The organism is Microbacterium sp. MYb54, from assembly GCF_002979515.1.
Lineage (GTDB): Bacteria > Actinomycetota > Actinomycetes > Actinomycetales > Microbacteriaceae > Microbacterium.
The window spans coordinates 17,753-37,333 of record NZ_PCPA01000023.1 but is presented as its reverse complement, the minus strand read 5'-3'; the positions used below and the strand labels follow the sequence as shown (position 1 = coordinate 37,333).

The following is a 19,581-nucleotide window of genomic DNA, read 5'->3' as shown; positions in this document are numbered from 1 at the left end:
GAAGGCCGTCGGGAGCGATCCCGGCGGCCTTCGTCGTCTCCTCTCCGGATCACGGGTGGTGAACGCGACGTCTCAGGCGGTCACCGCGACCGGAGCCCACACGAAGCCGTCGGGGTCGACCGCCGCACCGAGCACGCCGTTGACCGTGATCCGATGCGAGCCGGACCCTTCCGCCGGAACACCCGCATCCTTGGCAAGCGACGCATGACGGTACAGGCCGAGTCCGATCGGGCCGGCTCCGGTGTCGAACTGCACATAGCTGCGGCCGAAGCTCTTGCCGACCGGGATGCCGCGGTCCGCGTAGAAGGTCTTCGAGGCGACCACGTCCTCCGCGCCGAGCAGCAGCACGATCTCGTCGACCGCGCGACTCGGGGGAGCGGTGTCCTTCTTCGCGGAGGTCGCGATCTTCCAGATGGCACCGTCCGGAGCCTGGACCGTGCCGCCGACGCCCCAGAGCGACTTCGACACCGGCTTGATCACGGTGGCTCCGCCGGCGACGGCCGCGTCGATGAGGGCGTGTACGTTCGCGGGCTGCGAGACGACGAGCGACAGGGTGTATCCGCGGAAGCCGGAGGTATCGGCATCTGCGGTGCGGAACCGCAGGCGATCGCCGAGGTCGAACGCCTGGGTGTAGAAGGAGCGGGCGGCGTCCACATCCGGGAGGTCGAGGGTGAGGGAATCGATGGTGGTGTTCATGACGACGACGCTACGAGCCCGGCATCCGAGCTGCTTCTCGATTCCTGACCGATGCCTCCGCGACCGGATTCGGCACGATTTTCCGGCGGCTAGACTGGACCCATGCCCGAACCGAAAGTCGCCAGCTTTCCGGCGATCCGCGGTGCGCTGAAGTTCTACCAGATCGCGTCGATCATCACCGGAGTCATGCTGCTCCTGCTGCTGACCGAGATGGTGCTGAAGTACACGCCGATCCACCTCGAGCTCTTCATGGGAGGCTCAGGAGGACCGCTCTGGTTCGCCGGCGTGATCGCCGGGCCCGACTGCCAGTGGTGGTCGCTCTTCGCCCCGATGACCAACTCCTGCGAGATGACCTCTCTGGGCGACGGGTTCAACCTGTCGCTGTTCATCCTCGTGGCGCACGGCTGGTTCTACGTCGTCTACCTCTTCGCGTGCTTCCGCATGTGGAGCCTGATGCGCTGGCGCTTCCCCCGCTTCATCCTGCTCGCGCTCGGCGGCGTCGTGCCGCTGCTGTCGTTCTTCATGGAGGCGGTCGTCGCCCGTGAAGTCAAGACCTATCTCGCCACCAGAGAGGCCTCCGAGGCCTCCACCCCCGCCCCGGAAGGTGTCCGTTGACCGAACAGTCCGAGACCCAGCAGCGCCCCGCGCTCGTCGTCGACTTCGGCGCGCAGTATGCGCAGCTGATCGCCCGTCGCGTCCGCGAGGCGGGTGTCTACAGCGAGATCGTGCCGCACACCGCCACAGCTGAGGAGATCGCCGCCAAGAACCCGGTCGCGATCATCCTGTCGGGCGGTCCTTCGTCGGTGTACGAGGAGGGGGCCCCGAAGCTCGACCCGGCGGTCTTCGACCTCGGTGTTCCGACGCTCGGCATCTGCTACGGCTTCCAGTACATGGCCCAGACGCTCGGCGGCGAGGTCGCGAACACCGGCCTGCGCGAGTACGGTGCGACGGATGCCGTCATCTCGGGCGACGGCGGAACGCTGCTGGGCGGCCAGCCCGCGCAGCAGAACGTCTGGATGAGCCACGGCGACCAGGTCGCCAAGGCGCCGGAGGGCTTCGACGTGCTCGCGACGACGGATGCGACCAAGGTCGCGGCGTTCTCGAACGAGGAGCGCGGCTTCTACGGCGTGCAGTGGCACCCCGAGGTCAAGCACTCCGACCACGGTCAGCAGGTCCTCGAGAACTTCCTGCACAAGGGTGCGGGTCTCGCGTCCGATTGGAACAGCGGCAACGTGATCGCCGAGCAGATCGAGCGCATCCGCGAGCAGGTGGGTGACGCCCGCGTCATCTCCGCTCTCTCCGGCGGGGTCGACTCCGCGGTCTCCACCGCGCTCGTGCACAAGGCGATCGGCGACCAGCTGACCGCCGTCTTCGTCGACCACGGCCTCCTCCGCAAGGGCGAGCGCGAGCAGGTCGAGAACGACTACGTAGAGTCCACCGGTGTGCGTCTGATCACGGTCGACGCGGCAGAGACCTTCCTCGGTCACCTCGAGGGTGTGACCGATCCGGAGGAGAAGCGCAAGATCATCGGACGCGAGTTCATCCGCGCGTTCGAGAAGGTGCAGCTCGACCTCGTCGCTGAGGCCAAGGCTTCGGGCGGCGCTCCGGTGAAGTTCCTCGTGCAGGGCACGCTCTACCCCGACGTCGTCGAGTCCGGCGGCGGTGCCGGCACCGCGAACATCAAGTCGCACCACAACGTGGGCGGCCTCCCCGACGACCTCGACTTCGAGCTGATCGAGCCGCTGCGCGCCCTGTTCAAGGACGAGGTGCGTGCGATCGGTCGCGAGCTCGGCATTCCCGAGGCCATCGTCGGACGCCAGCCGTTTCCGGGGCCCGGTCTCGGCATCCGGATCATCGGTGAGGTCACCGCTGACCGTCTCGAGATTCTGCGTGAGGCCGACGCCATCGCCCGCGAAGAGCTGACGAAGGCAGGACTCGACCAGGAGATCTGGCAGTGCCCCGTCGTGCTGCTGGCCGACGTGCGCTCGGTGGGCGTGCAGGGCGACGGCCGTACCTACGGTCACCCGATCGTGCTGCGTCCGGTGTCGAGTGAAGACGCCATGACGGCCGACTGGACGCGCCTGCCGTACGACGTGCTGTCGAAGATCTCGAACCGCATCACGAACGGTGTGCGCGACGTCAACCGCGTCGTGCTCGACGTGACCTCGAAGCCGCCGGGGACGATCGAGTGGGAGTAGGGAGCACGATGCTCCCCGATGCGGCGCCGGTACTTCCCGACGCCGAGTACGTGGTGCTGTCCAGTCGGCTGATCCCGGGGATGGACGGCGGCTACACGATCGCGACGCTCACGCGTGCCCGACAGCTCGCTGCCGCCGGTGTGGCAGACGGTGCGGGCCCGCAGCTGCTCACGTTCGACCCGGGCACTGCGGCCGATCACGCTGCGCATCGACAGACGTTCGTCGAACAGGGTGCACTCGTCGACCCGTCGCGGATGCGCAACCTCTTCGACGAGGCCGTGGCTCCTGGCGGGGGAGCGGCCGACTGGCTGCGTGCTGCCGCTGACGCCGCGGTCAGCCCTGATCCCGACGTCGAATACCGCGTGCTGGCGGATGCCGAGGGGCGACCGTTCGCGGCGCTCCCGGTGATCCCGGGCAACCCGGACTGGCACCTGACCGAGGAACCCGTCCTCGTCTACGACGCCGCGGGTGAGGTGGCCGGAGCGCTGCACGGGTTCCGCGGGCTGTATCGGGCGTGGCTCGAGAAGGTGACCGCCGCGTTCGGCGACCGCCTCATCGTCGTGATCTGCGAGTCCCGGCAGCTCGGTGAGCTCATCGCCGACTGGTCCGATCCGCGCGTGCGCATCCTGCACCCGATCCACACGATGCACGTCGAGGCGCCGTACACCCCGGATGCTCCGATGAACACGCTCTGGACGCGCTGGTTCCGTCTGACCGACCGTTTCGATGCGGTGATCTGGCCCACCACCACGCAGCGCGACGACGTGGTGGCGCGGTTCGGAGAACCGGCGCGACACGTCGTGGTGCCGAATCCGATCGCCCCGGTGACCGGCCGCGACGACCTGCGCGAAGATGGCCTCGTCGTCGTGCTCGGTCGCCTCGCGCCGGGAAAGCGCATCGATCAAGCCATCCGCGCCTTCCTCGCCGCAGACGTGCCGGACGCTCGGATGGAGATCTGGGGCGGCGGCCCTGAAGAGGGCCGACTGCGCGCATTGATCGAGGAGCTCGGAGCCGGTGATCGGGTGTTGCTCGCCGGCTACACCGATTCTCCCGGCACGGTGCTGGACCGCGCATCCCTCATCGTCACGGCAACCGCCTACGAGGGGCAGCCGCTGTCGATCGTCGAAGCTCTCCTGCACGGGGCGCCCGTCGTGTCGTACGACGCCCGCTACGGCATCCGTGACGTGCTGGAGCAGGGCGGTGGCGTACTGGTGCCCAGCGGCGACGTCGATGCGCTGGGCGTGGCGATCCGTGACCTGCTGACCGACCCCGACCGGCTCGCGGCTCTGAGCGCCGAGGCCCCGTCGGTCGCCGCGGCGTGGAGCCCCCAGCGCTCGCTCGACGCCCTCACCGCCGTGATCGCGTCTGTCGCCGAGCGCCCGTCTCGTCGCGTCTGAGACCTCGGCGAGCGACGCGCTCCGGTCGCAGTTCCTGCCGCTTCTGCGCGACCGGAGCGACGGCAAGTGCGACCGGAACGACAGAAAGCGCGGCTGAGCGACAGGAACTGCGACCGGAAGTGCGATCTAGAGCAGCTTGAGCGCCTCGCGGCGGGAGAGCGGCGACAGCTCGTGCGACTCGACGAAGGCGCGCACCCACGCCGGGTCGGTCTTGCCGAGCTCCCGCAGTGCCCAGCCGATGGCCTTGCGGACGAAGAACTCGGCATCGGCGAGGTTCGGTTCGATCACGGCCGTGAGCAGCTCGCGATCGGTGGCATCTTTGCGCCCGAGCTGCGAGATGATGCTCGCCCGGCGCACCCAGAAGTCATCGTCGCGCGACCAGGCCCGCAACAGCGGCGCCATCTCGGCGGGGTGCGCATCGAGCGTCTCGGCGAGCCGATGCGAGACCTCGTCGACGTGGTCCCACCAGGCTCCGGTGCGGATCATCTCCTCGTGCACATCGAGCATGTCGAGTCTGGCGCGTACGGGGCGCAGAGCCATCAGCGCGCTCGCAGCGTAGCGCTCCTCGCGGTAGGCCGCCTCCCGCCACAGCACGAGTGCCGTACCGCACAGCACCGCAGCCGCCGTCACCTCGCGCGCGAGCCCACGCGTCACGGCTCGCACCCGAGGAACGCGTACGCCGAGGAAGGGCAGCGCCGACTTCATGTATGCCTGCTGCGCGGGTGCCAGCTCCGGATCGGCCTCATCGCGGAGCGCGGATCGGATGCTCTGCACGAGGTCTGCGGCGGTCACGGGAGCGAGTCTACGACCGCCCCGAGAACTTCTTCAGAAAGAATTCCGGGATGATGTCGATCCGGGTCGTTCCCGTTCGACGTCTTAGATGAGAGGGTCGAGAGACGGCCCACGAACAAGGAGAACATCATGAAGTTCATGCTCATCATGCGCGCGACCGACGAGGCCGTCGAGGCTTACAAGGAGACGCCGTTCGAGCAGGTCATCGAAGCCATGGGCAAGTACAACGAGTCCATGATCAAGGCCGGCGTGCTCGTGGCCGGTGAGGGTCTGACCGACGCTGCCGAGGGGTTCGTGGTCGACTTCAGCACCGAGAAGCCGCTCATCACCGACGGCCCCTACGGTGAGACCAAGGAGCTCTTCAACGGCTTCTGGATCGTCGAGGTCCCGACCCGCGAAGAGGCCGCGGAGTGGGCGAGTCGTGCTCCTCTCGGACGTGGGTCGTACCTCGAGGTGCGTCGCGTGACCGGCGTCGAGGACTTCCCCGCCGACAACGAGTGGATCGAGAAGGAAGCGGGCTGGCGCGAGGAAGCGGCTCAGCGCGCCCAGCAGTGATGGCCCAGCAGTGATCACACTGCGGTGATGGGACAGCAGCGATGGGACAGCAGTGATGGACACCTCGGCGCACCGCGAGACGGCGCGTTCTGAACCCGACTCCGGGTCTGCGGAACGCGCCGTCGCCGCTGTCTGGCGCATCGAGTCCGCCCGCATCGTCGGCGCGCTCACCCGGATGGTCGGCGACTTCGGGCTCGCGGAAGACCTGGCGCAGGAGGCTCTGATCGATGCGCTCCGGCAGTGGCCCGTCGACGGTGTCCCGCGAAATGCCGGTGCCTGGCTGACCGCGGTCGCAAAGCGCAAGGCGATCGACCGGTGGCGTCGGCAGGAACGCCTCGACGAGCGCGTCGCGCAACTCGCCCACGACCTGGAACGCGAGCAGGATGAGGGCGGTGACCTGCTGTGGGACCCGGATGCCGTCGACGACGACGTGCTGCGGCTGATCTTCATCGCCTGCCACCCGGTGCTGTCGAAGGAAGCTCAGGTCGCCCTGACGCTGAAGGTGGTGGGAGGCCTGTCGAGCGAAGAGATCGCCCGCGCCTTTCTCGTGCCGACGGTCACCGTGCAGCAGCGCATCGTGCGGGCGAAGAAGACGCTCGCCGCCGCGAACGCCCCCTTCGACGTGCCTCCTCGTGAGGAGCGCGCCCAGCGCATCGGTGCCATCCTCGGCGTGCTGTACCTGATCTTCAACGAGGCCCGTGCGGCGAGCAGCGGCCCCGAATGGATGCGACCCGAGCTGAGCGACGAGGCCATCCGCCTTGGCCGTGTGCTCGCGGCGCTGATGCCGCGAGAGCCCGAGGTGCACGGCCTCCTGGCGTTGATGGAGCTGACGGCGGCGCGGTTCGGCGCCCGGGTGGATCGCAACGGTGACCCCGTGCTGCTGGCCGACCAGGACCGCAGGCGCTGGGACCGCGGACGTATCACCCGTGGTCGTGCATCGCTGGCCACGGCCGACGCGCTCGGCCGTGGACGCGGCGCCTATTGCCTGCAGGCCGCGATCGCCGAATGCCATGCGGTGGCGGCATCGATCGATGAGACCGACTGGGACCGGATCGTGCTGCTCTACGAGGCGCTCGGACGCATCTCTCCGTCGCCGGTCGTGGAGCTCAACCGTGCTGCAGCCGTGGCGATGGCGACCGGACCTGCGTCCGCCCTGCGCATCATCGATCAACTGTCGTCCTCCGGGGCGCTGCGCGGCTACCACCTGCTGCCCGCGACACGGGGCGAGCTGCTGCGGCGGCTCGGACGCGAGGAGGAGGCCAGGAGCGAGTTCGTCGTTGCCGCTGGTCTCGCCGGCAACGACCGTGAGCGGTCGCTGTTGGAGCGGAAGGCGCTCGGGGCAGAGAAATAGCCCGCCCCGATGACAGCGCGAAGCTGCCGACGGGGCGGGCATCAGACGACGCGAAGAGCGTCGGAGCCGTGTGGCGTCAGTCGTTGACCTTCTGACCGCGACCGGCGATCAGGCCGTAGATCAGCAGCACGATGATGGAACCGGCGATGGCGAGGAGCCAGGTGCCCAGGTCCCAGAACTCGGTGAGCGGGCGGTTGAGGATCAGGCTGCCGAGCCACCCGCCGAGCAGCGCTCCGACGACTCCGAGCAGCAGCGTGATGAACCAGCCGCCGCCCTGCTTGCCGGGAAGGATCAGCTTGGCGATGGCTCCGGCGATGAGGCCGAGAAGAAGAAAGCCGAGAAAACTCATGGTCAGCTCCTGTGGATCGGGAGCCCCAGGGTGCCGGGGCTTCGTGACAACCACACTGCCGACATCGCCGGCCGAGTGCCAACCCCTTGCGCGCACGCCCCCGGGTATGCCAAGAGGCCCGCCTCCGCGGGGGAGACGGGCCTCTTGAAGCGCAGCGGTCAGTTGTTGCCGCGGACGATCGCGATGATGCGCAGGATCTCGACGTAGAGCCAGACGACCGTGACCATGATGCCGAAGGCACCGAGCCAGCCGTACTTGCGAGGAGCGCCGTTGCGGACGCCCTGCTGGATCTGGTCGAAGTCGAGCACCAGCGAGTATGCCGCCATGATCACGACGAGGACGCCGATGATGAGGCCGAGCGGGATGCCCATGATGCTGGCGCTCAGGAGGCCGAACGCCTGCCCCTGGGGCAGAACGCCGGTCCACATGAGGACGAGGTTCAGCAGCGAGAAGACCAGGTAGCCGACCATGGCGATCATGAAGATCTTGGTGGCCTTCTTCGACGCGCGGATCTTGCCGCTCGCGAAGAGCGCCAGGGTCACACCGACGACCGAGACGGTCGCGAGCGTCGCCTGGAAGACGATGCCGGGGTAGATGACCTCGAAGAAGGCCGAGATTCCACCGATGAAGAGTCCCTCGAACACCGCGTACGCGAAGATCAGCGCCGGGCGCACCTTCTTGCGGGAGGTGAAGGTGATGACCATGGCGAGCACGAAGCCGCCGAGTGCACCGACGATCCACGGCAGCATGCTGACGGGAGCGGGGTTGTAGGGGTCATAGCGCGGCACGTCGAGGCCACCGAGCGTCATCACCCAACCGATGACGGCGGTGACGAGCAGGACGCCGAACAGGCCGGCCGTCTTCCACACGGTGTCTTCGACCGACATGCGGTCGGTCTCGATGGCGCCGGCGGGCGGGGCTGCGTACATGCCCTCGAGCTGTGCGTTGGCCGCGGCGTCCATCGCACCGTGCTGGAGCGAGGCGTTCTGCGCGCCCTGGGCAGCCTGAGGTCCGCCCGGGTACGTCGCGACGTTGCGCGGGTCCTGCTTCTGGAAAGCAGGGTTGTTGAAAGCGAAGTTGCTCATTGGTGGGCCTCACTCCAAAGGGGGGTAGTAGGTCTCTTTCCTCCACGATACTCGGGAGGTGGCGGTGCCGGGGTGTTCTACGCTGAGAGCGTGCCCAGGAAATCACCCCTCGTCATCGGGCACCGCGGTGCGCCCGGCTATCGTCCGGAGCACAGTCGCTCCTCTTACGAGCTCGCGCTCGCCATGGGGGTGGACGCCGTGGAACCCGACATCGTCGCGACGAGAGACGGCGTCCTCGTCGTGCGGCACGAGAACGAGATCTCGGGCACGACCGATGTCGCCGAGCGTCCGGAGTTCGCCGACCGCAAGACGACCAAGCGCGTCGACGGACAGGCGCTGACCGGCTGGTTCACCGAGGACTTCACCTGGGCTGAGCTGTCGACGCTGCGGGGCCGTGAGCGGCTGCCGGAGATGCGGGTGTCCAGCGCCAGCTTCGACGGGGCGCAGCAGATCCTGCGGCTGCGTGATGTGCTCGACATCGTGCGCGCCGGATCGGCGGAGTACGGGCGGGAGATCGGCGTCGTGCTCGAGGTGAAGCACGCGACCTATTTCGCGAGCATCGGTCTCGACCTCGCCCCCCTCATCGATCGCGAGCTGCACGAGGCCGGATGGGCAGACGGCGAACTGCCGTTGGTGATCGAGTGCTTCGAGTCGACGGTGCTCGGTGAGCTGCGCGAACGCGGGATCTCCGCCTCGTACATCTACCTGATCGAGGCATCGGGGCGTCCGTACGACCGGCTGGTGGCAGAGGGCAAGCAGGCGCTCACCTACAAGGACACCGTCACCCCTCGGGGCCTCGACGGACTCGTCGGAAGAGTCGACGGGATCAGCGTCAGCAAGAAGATGCTGCTCGACCGCGGCAACACGATCGTCGCCGACGCGCATGAGCGCGGCCTCCAGGTCTTCACCTGGACCTGCCGTCCGGAGAACGCCTTCCTCGCCGCGGAGTTCCGCGGACCGGGCGGGCGCGATGCCTACGGCGACTACGAGGCCGAGTGGGGCGTGATCGCGCGTCAGGGGATCGACGGAGTGTTCGTCGATCATCCGGATCTGGGCGTCGCTTTCTTCCGCAGCTGACCATCCGTCACACGATCGGGGGACGCAGAGGATCACGCGATTCAGAGCGGTCCGAGCACGCTCTGCACGTCGTCGTCGAGCACGATCGCGCGCAGGGGTTCGAGGATCTCGCGCTCCTCGAAGCGGAAGTGCGATTCCATGATCGCGGCGATCCCGTCGAGGTGCCCGCCGATCGCCGCGGCGTTGTCGCCGCGTTCGGCAGCGCTGCGCAGCGAGGCGAGCAGATGGGCGAGCATCGAGTGGTCCTGCATCAGCTTGTCGATCACCCCGCCGAGTTCTGGATGCTCCGCGCGCAGAGCGGGGAAGAGCTGCCGGTCCTCCGCGCCGTGGTGGCCGTCGAGAGCGGCGCAGAAGCCGATGCAGTACAGCGCGAGTTCCGAGGTCGCATCCGGGGCATCCTCGCCCTGATCGAGAGCTTCGCGGGTTGCTGCGAGGGCGGCACGCAGACGGGAATGCGCCGATCGGAGTTCCTGATCCCAGGCGATCAGGCGGGCGGCATCCATCGCCCCAGTGTAGGAGGGCTCCCGCTCAGAGCGTGTGATCGAATGCGCCGCGGCGGGTGGAGACGATCTCCTTGCCGAGTGGCATGAGCGAGACCGGCACCATCTTGAAGTCGGCGATGCCCATCGGGATGCCGATGATCGTGATGCACAGCAGGATGCCGGAGACGATGTGACCGATAGCGAGCCACCACCCGGCGAGGATCACCCAGAGGACGTTGCCGAGGAACGACCCGACGCCGGCGGTCGGCTTGCTGATGACCTCGCGACCGAACGGCCAGATGGCGTAGGCGGCGATGCGGAACGAGGCGATCGCCCAGGGGATCGTGATGATCGGGATGCACAGCAGGATGCCGGCGAGGACGTACCCGAGGAACAGGGCCCAGCCGGCCAGGATGACCCAGATGATGTTGAGGATCGTGCGCATGAGCTGATTGTGTCAGTCCGGATCGCCCGCGCCTGAGCATCCGCCCCGAGCTCCCGGATGCGGCGGCTCCTCGATGCCAGACTGACCGCATGACCGGAATCGTGGTGCAAGACGTCAGTAGAGCGTTCGGGACAGTGCAGGCGGTGAGGGCGGCGACTCTTCGGGCAGAGCCCGGCCGCGTGACAGGACTTGTGGGGCCGAATGGGGCGGGCAAGACCACCCTGCTCCTGATGCTCGCCTCGCTCCTCGCCCCCGACACCGGGACGATCAGCATCGGTGGTGTGGATCCGTCTGTCGATCCGCTTGCCGCCCGTCGTCTGCTCGGATGGATGCCTGACGCCCTCGGCGCCTGGCCGTCGCTCACTGCCCGCGAGACCATCGTCACGACCGCCCGCCTGTATGGCATCGACAAGCCCGAGGCCGCAGCCCGCGCCGCGCAGGTGCTCGCGCTCGTCGGTCTCGCCGACCTCGCCGACTCTCCGGCCAAGGTGCTGTCCCGCGGGCAGAAGCAGAAGCTCGGACTCGCCCGCGCTCTCGTGCACGACCCGCAGGTGCTGCTCCTCGACGAGCCGGCATCCGGCCTCGATCCGGAGGCTCGCGTGCAGCTGCGGGTGCTGCTGCGTCGTTTCGCCGCCGAGGGTCGCACCGTGCTGATCTCCAGCCACATCCTCTCGGAGCTGGAGGAGGTCGTCGACGACGCGGTGTTCCTCGTTGCGGGTTCGGTCGTCGACGCGGCTCCGGCGCAGGCCATGGTGCGCGCCTGGCGGATCCGTCTCGCCGGTGCGACCCCCGAACGGATGAAGGCCGACACCTGGCAGGTGGCCTCGAACCTCGGGCTCGCGCCCGAATCGCTCGCCGAAGACCGCGGCGCGGTGCTGGTCGGGTTCACCGGTGAGGACACGGCGGCCCAGTCGCTGCGTCATCTCGTCGAGGCGGGACTCCCGGTCGTGGAGTTCGCCCCCGCCCAGAGCCATCTTGAGCACACTTTCCTGAACCTGCAGCATGCGACGCCGCCCGCGGCACCCACCGGAACGGAGGCGGGAGCATGAGCCTCGCGAACATCGGGATCATCGCCCGACTCGAGCTGACCCAGCGGCTGCGCAGCGTGGGCTGGTACGTGCTGCTGGGAGTCTTCGCGCTCGTGCTGCTGGGCGTCACAGGGCTCTCGTTCGCCGTGTACTCCTGGGGTGACGCCGTCGGCGCCGGTGTGTACTCGATCGTCGTCAACATCGTGCTGCTGCTGGTCGTGCTGGTCTCGCCGACGCTGAGCGGCAACGCGATCAACGGCGACCGGGACGCCGCCACTCTTGCCGCGGTCCAGGTGACCGCCGCATCGACCGGTGACATCATGCTCGGCAAGCTGGTGGCCGCCGTCGCGACCGGTGGCACCTTCCTGGCGGTCGCCGTGCCGTTCCTCGCGCTGTCACTGCTGGGCGGGGGAGCGGACCTGGCTGTGCTGCTCGTCTCGCTGCTCGTGCTCGCGGCGGAGATCATCATCGTGGCCGCGATCGGCGTGGGTCTGAGCGGACTCATCGCCCGTCCGCTGTTCTCCGTCGCGACCACGTACCTCGTGGTCGCCGCACTCGTGTTCGGGACGCTCATCGCATTCGGCCTCGGCGGCATGGCGGTGCGCAGCGAGGCGACCGTGTACTCGCGTCCCTACGACGCGAACGGCAACCCCGAGTGCGACCGGTGGGAGGTCAACACCACTCAGGAGGTACCCCGGTTCGACCTGGTCTGGTGGACGCTCGCGGCGAACCCGTTCGTCGTGCTGGCGGATGCGACGCCGACCGAGTTCTCCCCTCAGGGGTATCCCGTCGACATGTTCGGCCAGATCAAGTACGGGTTGCGCAGCGCGCAGCAGTCACCGCTCGAACAGCGCTGGGACGCTTGTGATCCGGAGGGTGACACCCCTACGGCCGAAGAAGTGATCGCATCGTCGATGCCGAGCTGGTTCGTGGGTCTCGGCGTGCAGGTCGTCATCGCCGGCTCGCTGTTCGCCGGAGCATGGGCGCGCACGCGGACGCCCGCCCGGCGCCTCCCCCCGGGCACCCGCATCGCCTGAGGTCGTTCCCCGGACTGCGCGCAACCGCCACCTCCCGTTCACCTTGCGTGCACCGGGGGGCTTCCTCGCGGCCACGCGGGCTCGGTGGTCTGGGCTGGTACCCGACTGAGTCCCCTCCGGACCGGCCTCGCGTCCGGCGGGGTCTTCCGACCGAGCCACCCAGGAGTCCTCCATGCCCCGTCTGCAATCTGCAGCGGCGGTCGCGGCGGTGTGCGCCTTGAGCGCCGCCGCCCTGCTCGCCTCGCCCGCCGCCGCGATCGGCGCCGATCCCGGCATCCGCCCCGCTGAGGCGATCTCGGCCGCACCGAACCTCGTGCTGAACGAGATCGTCTATGACGACGCGGCGACCGGTCTCGCCGACCAGGTCGAGATCTACAACGCCGGAAGTGAAGCGGTCGACCTCGCGGGCTGGACCATCGCCGACGAGAAGCGCGACACCTTCGGCAAGGCGCCGGATGCAACCGTGCTCGCACCGGGAGAGTTCCTGGTGCTCGTGAAGGATGTCGACTTCACCTTCGGGCTCGGCAAGGGCGACGAGGTCGTGCTCTTCGACCCGAGCAGCACCGAGGTCGACTCCTACGCCTACGAGAACACCGCACCGCTCTCGGTGTGGGCGCGCTGCCCTGACGGCACGGGTGCCTGGGCGCCTGCGACCGCGGCGACGCCCGGCGCGCCGAACGACTGCTCGGTCGCTCCCGTAGCCGGGTCCATCGTCATCAACGAGGTCGACTCGCAGCCGGCCGACTGGGTGGAGTTCCACAACCCGGGCACCGAGGCGCTCGACATCTCGGGCTACGAGATCCGCGACAACTCAGACGACCACCGCTGGCAGTTCCTCGCGGGGACGCAGATCGCTGCGGGCGGGTTCCTGGTCGTCGAAGAAGGCACGATCGGGCTCGTCGGCGGCGTGGAGACCGCGTTCCGCGACCCGATCGGCATCGGCAGCGCCGACCGCATCCGCCTCTACGACACCACGAGCACGCTGATCGACGACACCCTCCCGTGGCAGGGGCACGCCGCGATCGGCGGCGACTTCGCCGCGGCAACCCTGGCGCGCTGCCCGGACGGCGTCGGCTCCTTCGTGCTCGCGCACCCGACCCCCGGCGCTACGAACTCGTGCGTCATGCCCGACGTCGTGATCAACGAGATCGAGTCGAACGGCGACACCACCGACTGGGTCGAGGTCGTGAACACCGGCAGCACGGCGGTCGATCTCTCCGGCTGGACCGTGATGGACAACGACCCGGCCGGTCACGCGGCCGAGACCACGCCACTGCCGGCCGGTGCGATCCTGCAGCCGGGCGGCTACTTCGTCTTCGACCAGCCGGCGAACTTCATCTTCGGTCTCGGCAACGGCGACACGGTGACGATCCGCGACGCGAACGGAAACACCGTCGACGAGCACGTGTACACCGCGCACGCCGCCGGTGTTCTGGCCCGCTGCGCCGACGGTTCGGGTGACTTCGTCGACATCGCGGTCTCGACCAAGGGGCTGCGCAACGCGTGCGGCAACCCGGTGCGCATCAACGAGGTCGAATCCGACGGCGGCTCGCCCGACGACTGGGTGGAGCTCGTGAACCCGACGAGCACGACGCTCGATGTGTCCGGCATCGTCGTGAAGGACGACGATGACACCCACGCCTATGCGATCCCCGCCGGCACGTCCATCGGCGCGGGGGAGTACCTCGTCATCGAGCGCGATCAGCTCGGGTTCGGTCTCGGTGCCGGCGATGCGGTGCGGGTGTTCGACGGCGACCTGCTCGTCGACGAGACCGCCTGGGGCGATGGCCACGCCGCGACGACCTGGGGCCGCTGCGCCGACACCGTCGGAGCCTTCGCCGTCACGGCGGAGTCCACGAAGGGCGCGGCGAACGTCTGCGCCGGCGAGGTCGCGGTGGCGACCTGGCCGGGTTCCGCCGACGTGCGCGTGGTCGACAGCATCCCGACGTTCCTCGAGGACAGTTCTGGACTCGACGTGCAGGAGACCGCCGACGGCGCGTTCCTCTGGGCCGTCGACAACGGCGAGGGCCGCATCTGGAAGCTCGAGGCGCATGCCGACGGCTCAGTCGAGAAGGTCGACGGCTGGGATGCGGGCAAGCGTGTGCGCTTCCAGAAGGATGCCGCGAACCCGGGTGCTACAGGCCCCGACACCGAGGGCATCACGGTCGACGCAGACGGCTTCGTCTACGTGGCCTCAGAACGCGACAACAGCGCCAAGGGTGTGAACCAGAACGTGGTGCTCAAGGTCGACCCGGATGCCTCGAACGGCGACCTGGTGGCCCAGCAGGAGTGGGATCTGACGGCGCTGCTTCCTGCGGTAGGCGCGAACCTCGGCATGGAGGCCGTGCAGTGGGTGCCCGACTCGGCGCTCGCCGGAAAGCTCTTCGATGACAAGAAGGGCGCGGCATACGACCCGAAGGACTACACCGGTCACGGCAACGGGCTGTTCTTCGTCGCGGTCGAGGACAACGGGCACGTCTACGCGTTCGCACTCGGTTCGGACGGCTCGGCGACGCTCGTGTCGGAGATCGCTCCCGGCCTCACCGGTGTCATGGCGCTCGACTACGACAGTGTGCGAGGTACCCTGTGGGCCGTGTGCGACGACGGCTGCCAGGGCCGCTCGGCGGAGCTCACCCTGAACGGCACCGCGCAGCCGGGCATCGCGCACTACGCCCGCCCCGCCGGTATGCCCGACATCAACAACGAGGGCTTCGCGACCGCGCCGGCCTCGCTTTCTGTCGACGGTCAGCGTCCGGTGTGGTGGTTCGCCGATGGATTCGCTTCAGAGGCACTGCGTACCGGAACGCTTCCAGGGGCCGCCGGTGAGAACCCCGGTGGCGAGAACCCCGGCGGCGAGAACCCGCCGCTGCCTGGCACCGGTCTCATCGACGACAACCGCAACGGCCTGACGGTAAACCCGTCGGTGGCCACCCGCGGACAGAAGGTCACGGTCACGGTCGGTGCGGACAGTGCAGGGAAGGACGTGGCGGTGTGGATGTACTCCGACCCCGCGCGGATCGCGACGGGCGCCCTGACTGCTGCCGGCGCGATCACGGTGACCATACCGACGGATGCGCCGCTCGGTGCGCACCGGATCGCGGTTTTCGACGCGAACGGCGCGCTTCTGGGTTGGGCCGACATCCGCATCTCCGCGGGCGGTGGCGCGGCCGCGGGCGGGCTCGCCACGACCGGTTCCGAGCTCCCGGTGGCCGCGGTCGCGCTGGCGCTGATGCTCCTGGTCGGTGGTGCCGTCGCCGTTCGACGCCGCAGGCACGCGGCCTGACGTCGGAGGGGTGCGCGGGTCGACCCGTGCACCCCTCCGTGGCACCCGCATCCGTGCCGTGATGTCGGTGCCGCGGCCTAGACTCATAAGGCCATGACCGAAGCTCCTCTCATCGTCCCGTCCACCGCCGGTCCCCGCTCGTCTGGAGCCCCCGGGCAAGACGATCTCCTCGCCGGCCTGAACCCGCAGCAGCTCGAGGCCGTGACCTATCGCGGCCCCGCTTTGCTCATCGTCGCGGGTGCCGGGTCGGGCAAGACCAGCGTGCTCACCCGCCGGATCGCTTCGCTGCTGCGCGCTCGTGAGGCCTGGCCGAGCCAGATCCTCGCGATCACCTTCACGAACAAGGCGGCCGGTGAGATGCGCGAGCGCGTCGAGGGGCTGATCGGCGACGCCGCCCGCGGAATGTGGATCTCGACGTTCCACTCCGCCTGCGTTCGCATCCTGCGCCGAGAGGCCCAGCAGTTCGGCTACACGAAGTCGTTCACGATCTACGACTCCGGCGACTCGCGTGCCCTCCTCAAGCGCCTGGTCAAAGAGCATGAGGCCGACGCATACGGGCTCACGCCGGCGTCCGTCCAGTCGCGCATCTCCAAGCTGAAGAACGAGCTCTCCGACGCCGAGTCGTATGCGCGTCAGGCCAACATGAGTGACCCGACCGAACGGGTCTTCGTCGAGGTCTTCGCCGACTACCAGCGCCAGCTGCAGAAGGCCAACGCCTTCGACTTCGACGACCTCATCGGGCAGACCGTCTACCTGTTCAGGGCGTTCCCGCAGGTCGCCGACACCTACCGTCGCCGGTTCCGGCACATCCTGGTCGACGAGTATCAGGACACCAACCACGCGCAGTACTCGTTGATCCATGAGCTGACGCGTCCCGTGTCGGGCTCCGCGGGTGCCGCCCCCGACCCGTATGCCTCGAACGGCATGATGATCTTCGAGCCCGACCCCGCCCCCACGGCAGATGCCGGAGAGGCCGGTGCTTCGCTCACCGTGGTCGGTGACTCCGACCAGTCGATCTACGCCTTCCGCGGCGCCGACATCCGCAACATCAGCGAGTTCGAACGCGACTTCCCCGGCGCCCGCGTGGTGCTCCTCGAGCAGAACTACCGTTCGACCCAGAACATCCTGTCTGCGGCGAACGCGGTGATCGGCAACAACTTCGACCGCAAAGACAAGAAGCTCTGGAGCGACAAGGGCGACGGCGATCCGATCATCGGCTTCACCGGGTACTCGCAGCACGACGAGGCGCAGTTCGTCGCCGACGAGGTCGAGGCGCTGCACCGCGCCGGTATGCCCTACTCCGAGATGGCGGTGTTCTACCGCACCAACTCGCAGTCCCGCGCGCTGGAAGAGATCTTCATCCGCTCGGCGGTGCCCTACAAGATCATGGGCGGCACGAAGTTCTACGACCGCGCCGAGATCAAAGACGCCCTGGCCTATCTCGTCGCCGTCGCGAATCCGGCCGACGAGATGTCGGTGCGCCGCATCCTGAACAAGCCGAGACGCGGCATCGGCGACGTCACCGAGACGGCGATCGCCCGGTTCGCCGAAGAGCACGGCATCAGCTTCCGCGATGCGCTGTCGATGCCCGGACAGCTCGGTGTCGGTCCGAAGATCCAGGCGGCGATCGCGCAGCTCGACGCCGTGCTCGCCGACGCCACCGCGATCCTGACTCCGGCCAGTGGCGAGCTGCCTCCGCCCACGGCGGTGGCCGACGGCCTGAGCCTGCTGCTGTCGAAGAGCGGCTACCTCGACGCGCTGCGCGCGAGCCGTGACCCGCAGGACGAGGCGCGCGTCGAGAACCTCGACGAGTTCGTCGCCGTCGCCCGCGACTTCGCACGCAACAACCCGGAGGGGACGATCGTCGACTTCCTCACCGAGGTCGCCCTGGTGTCAGACGCCGATGACCTCGACGACGAATCCGGCTCGGTCTCGCTCATGACCATGCACACTGCGAAGGGCCTCGAGTACGACGCCGTGTTCGTCACGGGTGTCGAGGAAGACCTCATCCCGCACCGCATCTCGGCCGGAGAGCCGGGCGGGCCGCAGGAGGAGCGGCGCCTCTTCTACGTCGGCATCACGCGTGCGCGCAAACGCCTGCACCTGTCTCTCGCGATGACGAGAGCCCAGTTCGGCGAGGTCACCGTCGCGATGCCCAGCCGTTTCCTCCAGGAGATCCCGGCGGGGCTGATCGACTGGCGGCAGTCGCCGGGAGATGTGAACTCGCGCGGCGGCATGCAGTCGCGTGCGCTGAACGCCCGCCGTCAGGGCGGATTCGGCGGCTCGGGCTCGGGTTCCGGCGACCGTTTCGCGGTGAAGTCGCTGCCGGGGCGCGACTCGTTGAAGCCGCTGTCGACGGCGATGGACAAGTTCCCCAACCGGGTCACGGCCAAGATGCGTGACAACGGCGACCTCGAACTCGCAGCGGGAGACCGCATCCGTCACGTCGACTTCGGTGAAGGACGAGTGGATGCCGTGACCGGTGAGGGTGCGAAGCGCATCGCCCACGTGAGGTTCGACTCCTCAGGGCAGAAGAAGCTCCTCATCAAGGTCGCGCCGATCGAGAAGATCTAGCTCCGGCGGGAGCATCCCTCCACGGCGAAACACAGGCGGGATTGCCGGTTAGGCTGGCTCATATGGCCCTCTTCTCCCGCCGCAAGAAGTCCGGTGACGATGCCGTCGCCCCCACCGTCGATGCTGTCGAGACCGACAGTGCTCAGCCTGACGAGACTGCCGCCGCAGACCAAGGCGCGTCCGTCGCCGAGGCCTCGGTCGAAGCGCCCGCCATCGCGATCTCGGTCCAGGCATTCCGCGGAGTCGGTGCCGAAGCCGGCCCGGAGGTGGCGTTGCCGACCTCTGATGCGACTCCCCAGGCGTCGGCACCCGCCGCCCCGCGACCGCCGCAGCCGAGCCCGACCCCTCAGCCCGAGGCTTCCGAGGAGCGACGCCTGCCGCTCGCCCCGTCGCTCCCGCCGGAGCAGACAGAGACCGTCGCCGGGATGAAGGACAACGTCCTGCTGCGCGAAGCGCTCACCGAGATCGAGGCGGGTGCGACCAACGACCAGCTGCTCGGTGTGATGCGCCAGGCGCTCCAGGGGCACCTCTACATCCGCGTGAACGGTGACGCCCGTGCGCAGATCAGCGAGGGCAAGCCGCTCTCGGTCGCCGTGGTCCGCGACGCGGAAGATCGTCAGTTCATGCTCGCGTTCAGCTCCGCTCGTGCGGTGCGCGATTCGGTGCAGCTCGAGGCCGACCCCGCAGCGACTTCGGCGGTCGCGCAGCCTGTCACCTCGGTGCTGCAGCAGGTGGTGTCGGGTGAATTCGCCGGCCTCATCGTCGACAACGCCTCGGCACCGCACCGTGTGGTCTTCCCGACCGAGCTGCTGCAGAAGACGCTCGAGCAGGCCGATGTCGACATGACGGTGAAGAGCATCCTCGCTGCTCCCCGCGAGCAGGACTCGACCGTCAAGGTGGGCGAAGCGCTCGCGTCGAAGCGCATGTGGGTGGCCGTCAACGACGGGTCGGGTGGTGGACCGGTCGGCATCGCCGAGGCACAGACCACCGACGGACGCCGGTTCCTGCAGCTCTTCTCGCACCCGCTCGAGGTCATCGCGCTCGGCCGGGGTGACCGTCCGCTTCCGTTCGAGCCGGAGCAGCTGGCGAAGGTCCTCACGAGCCACTCCGAGATGGCCGGCGTGATCGTCGATTCCGCCGGACCGTCGATAGTGGTCGAGCGCGACGCGCTCACGCCCGTCCTCGTGCTCGCAGTCGACCTCGGCGACTGACCTCACCCGAACCCCGCACGC

Annotated in this window: 17 protein-coding genes; 11 read left to right on the top strand and 6 right to left on the bottom strand. The window is 68.5% G+C overall.

Annotation, left to right across the window (positions count from 1 at the left end; all coding sequences use genetic code 11):
• Positions 1-72 precede the first annotated feature (72 nt).
• Positions 73-696: a glyoxalase gene (locus CQ040_RS17750; protein WP_105527648.1), complete on the bottom strand. Its 624-nt coding sequence runs from the start codon at positions 694-696 to the stop codon at positions 73-75.
• A gap of 102 nt (positions 697-798) precedes the next feature.
• On the opposite strand from CQ040_RS17750, the gene CQ040_RS17745 reads away from it, so the two are divergent.
• The 3 genes from CQ040_RS17745 to CQ040_RS17735 are packed head-to-tail and all read left to right on the top strand — an operon-like array spanning position 799 to position 4,291.
• Entirely contained in the window at positions 799-1,311 is a 513-nt protein-coding gene (locus CQ040_RS17745) for a DUF3817 domain-containing protein (protein ID WP_105527649.1), read from the top strand.
• The gene (guaA, locus tag CQ040_RS17740; protein WP_105527650.1) at positions 1,308-2,894 is read left to right on the top strand and encodes a glutamine-hydrolyzing GMP synthase; all 1,587 of its coding nucleotides are present in this window, start codon (positions 1,308-1,310) and stop codon (positions 2,892-2,894) included. Before CQ040_RS17745 ends, guaA begins: the two co-directional genes overlap by 4 nt.
• An 8-nt stretch (positions 2,895-2,902) precedes the next feature.
• The gene (locus tag CQ040_RS17735; RefSeq protein ID WP_105527651.1) at positions 2,903-4,291 is read left to right on the top strand and encodes a glycosyltransferase; all 1,389 of its coding nucleotides are present in this window, start codon (positions 2,903-2,905) and stop codon (positions 4,289-4,291) included.
• Positions 4,292-4,417: 126 nt separating this feature from the next.
• On the opposite strand, the gene CQ040_RS17730 is transcribed toward CQ040_RS17735, so the two are convergent.
• Positions 4,418-5,083 (bottom strand): DNA alkylation repair protein, encoded by a 666-nt coding sequence (locus tag CQ040_RS17730; protein WP_105527652.1) that lies wholly within the window; start codon positions 5,081-5,083, stop codon positions 4,418-4,420.
• Between the two features lie 129 nt (positions 5,084-5,212).
• Here CQ040_RS17730 and CQ040_RS17725 point away from each other — a divergent pair, with 129 nt between their 5' ends.
• Both CQ040_RS17725 and CQ040_RS17720 read left to right on the top strand, forming a co-directional pair.
• Positions 5,213-5,638 carry a YciI family protein gene (locus CQ040_RS17725; protein ID WP_105527653.1) on the top strand — a complete coding sequence of 142 codons (426 nt, stop codon included), beginning with the start codon at positions 5,213-5,215 and terminating at the stop codon, positions 5,636-5,638.
• A 55-nt stretch (positions 5,639-5,693) separates the two neighbouring features.
• A complete protein-coding gene (locus tag CQ040_RS17720; protein WP_105527654.1) occupies positions 5,694-6,989 on the top strand; it encodes an RNA polymerase sigma factor in 1,296 nt (431 codons plus the stop codon).
• A gap of 76 nt (positions 6,990-7,065) precedes the next feature.
• Here the strand turns inward: CQ040_RS17720 and CQ040_RS17715 are convergent, their stop codons facing one another.
• Together CQ040_RS17715 and CQ040_RS17710 are read right to left on the bottom strand one after the other, a co-directional pair.
• Positions 7,066-7,338, bottom strand: a complete 273-nt coding sequence (locus CQ040_RS17715) for a GlsB/YeaQ/YmgE family stress response membrane protein (protein ID WP_017203627.1) — start codon at positions 7,336-7,338, stop codon at positions 7,066-7,068.
• 158 nt (positions 7,339-7,496) lie between these two features.
• Positions 7,497-8,423 (bottom strand): Bax inhibitor-1/YccA family protein, encoded by a 927-nt coding sequence (locus CQ040_RS17710; protein ID WP_105527655.1) that lies wholly within the window; start codon positions 8,421-8,423, stop codon positions 7,497-7,499.
• A 90-nt stretch (positions 8,424-8,513) separates the two neighbouring features.
• On the opposite strand from CQ040_RS17710, the gene CQ040_RS17705 reads away from it, so the two are divergent.
• The gene (locus CQ040_RS17705; RefSeq protein ID WP_105527680.1) at positions 8,514-9,500 is read left to right on the top strand and encodes a glycerophosphodiester phosphodiesterase family protein; all 987 of its coding nucleotides are present in this window, start codon (positions 8,514-8,516) and stop codon (positions 9,498-9,500) included.
• A 41-nt stretch (positions 9,501-9,541) separates the two neighbouring features.
• Here CQ040_RS17705 and CQ040_RS17700 read toward each other — a convergent pair whose 3' ends face one another.
• Positions 9,542-10,003, bottom strand: a complete 462-nt coding sequence (locus CQ040_RS17700; RefSeq protein ID WP_105527656.1) for a hemerythrin domain-containing protein — start codon at positions 10,001-10,003, stop codon at positions 9,542-9,544.
• A gap of 25 nt (positions 10,004-10,028) precedes the next feature.
• Positions 10,029-10,427: a YccF domain-containing protein gene (locus CQ040_RS17695; protein ID WP_105527657.1), complete on the bottom strand. Its 399-nt coding sequence runs from the start codon at positions 10,425-10,427 to the stop codon at positions 10,029-10,031.
• Between the two features lie 89 nt (positions 10,428-10,516).
• Between CQ040_RS17695 and CQ040_RS17690 the strand changes: the two genes are divergently transcribed.
• The 5 genes from CQ040_RS17690 to CQ040_RS17670 all read left to right on the top strand — a co-directional run bounded on the left by CQ040_RS17690 (position 10,517) and on the right by CQ040_RS17670 (position 19,560).
• Positions 10,517-11,476 (top strand): ABC transporter ATP-binding protein, encoded by a 960-nt coding sequence (locus tag CQ040_RS17690; RefSeq protein WP_105527658.1) that lies wholly within the window; start codon positions 10,517-10,519, stop codon positions 11,474-11,476.
• On the top strand, positions 11,473-12,492 hold the full coding sequence (locus CQ040_RS17685; RefSeq protein WP_105527659.1) for an ABC transporter permease: 1,020 nt from the start codon (positions 11,473-11,475) through the stop codon (positions 12,490-12,492). Before CQ040_RS17690 ends, CQ040_RS17685 begins: the two co-directional genes overlap by 4 nt.
• A gap of 172 nt (positions 12,493-12,664) precedes the next feature.
• The gene (locus CQ040_RS17680) at positions 12,665-15,775 is read left to right on the top strand and encodes a lamin tail domain-containing protein (protein WP_105527660.1); all 3,111 of its coding nucleotides are present in this window, start codon (positions 12,665-12,667) and stop codon (positions 15,773-15,775) included.
• Positions 15,776-15,868: 93 nt separating this feature from the next.
• Positions 15,869-18,349 (top strand): ATP-dependent helicase, encoded by a 2,481-nt coding sequence (locus CQ040_RS17675; protein ID WP_105527661.1) that lies wholly within the window; start codon positions 15,869-15,871, stop codon positions 18,347-18,349.
• A 62-nt stretch (positions 18,350-18,411) separates the two neighbouring features.
• Entirely contained in the window at positions 18,412-19,560 is a 1,149-nt protein-coding gene (locus CQ040_RS17670) for an SseB family protein (protein WP_105527662.1), read from the top strand.
• Positions 19,561-19,581 lie beyond the last annotated feature (21 nt).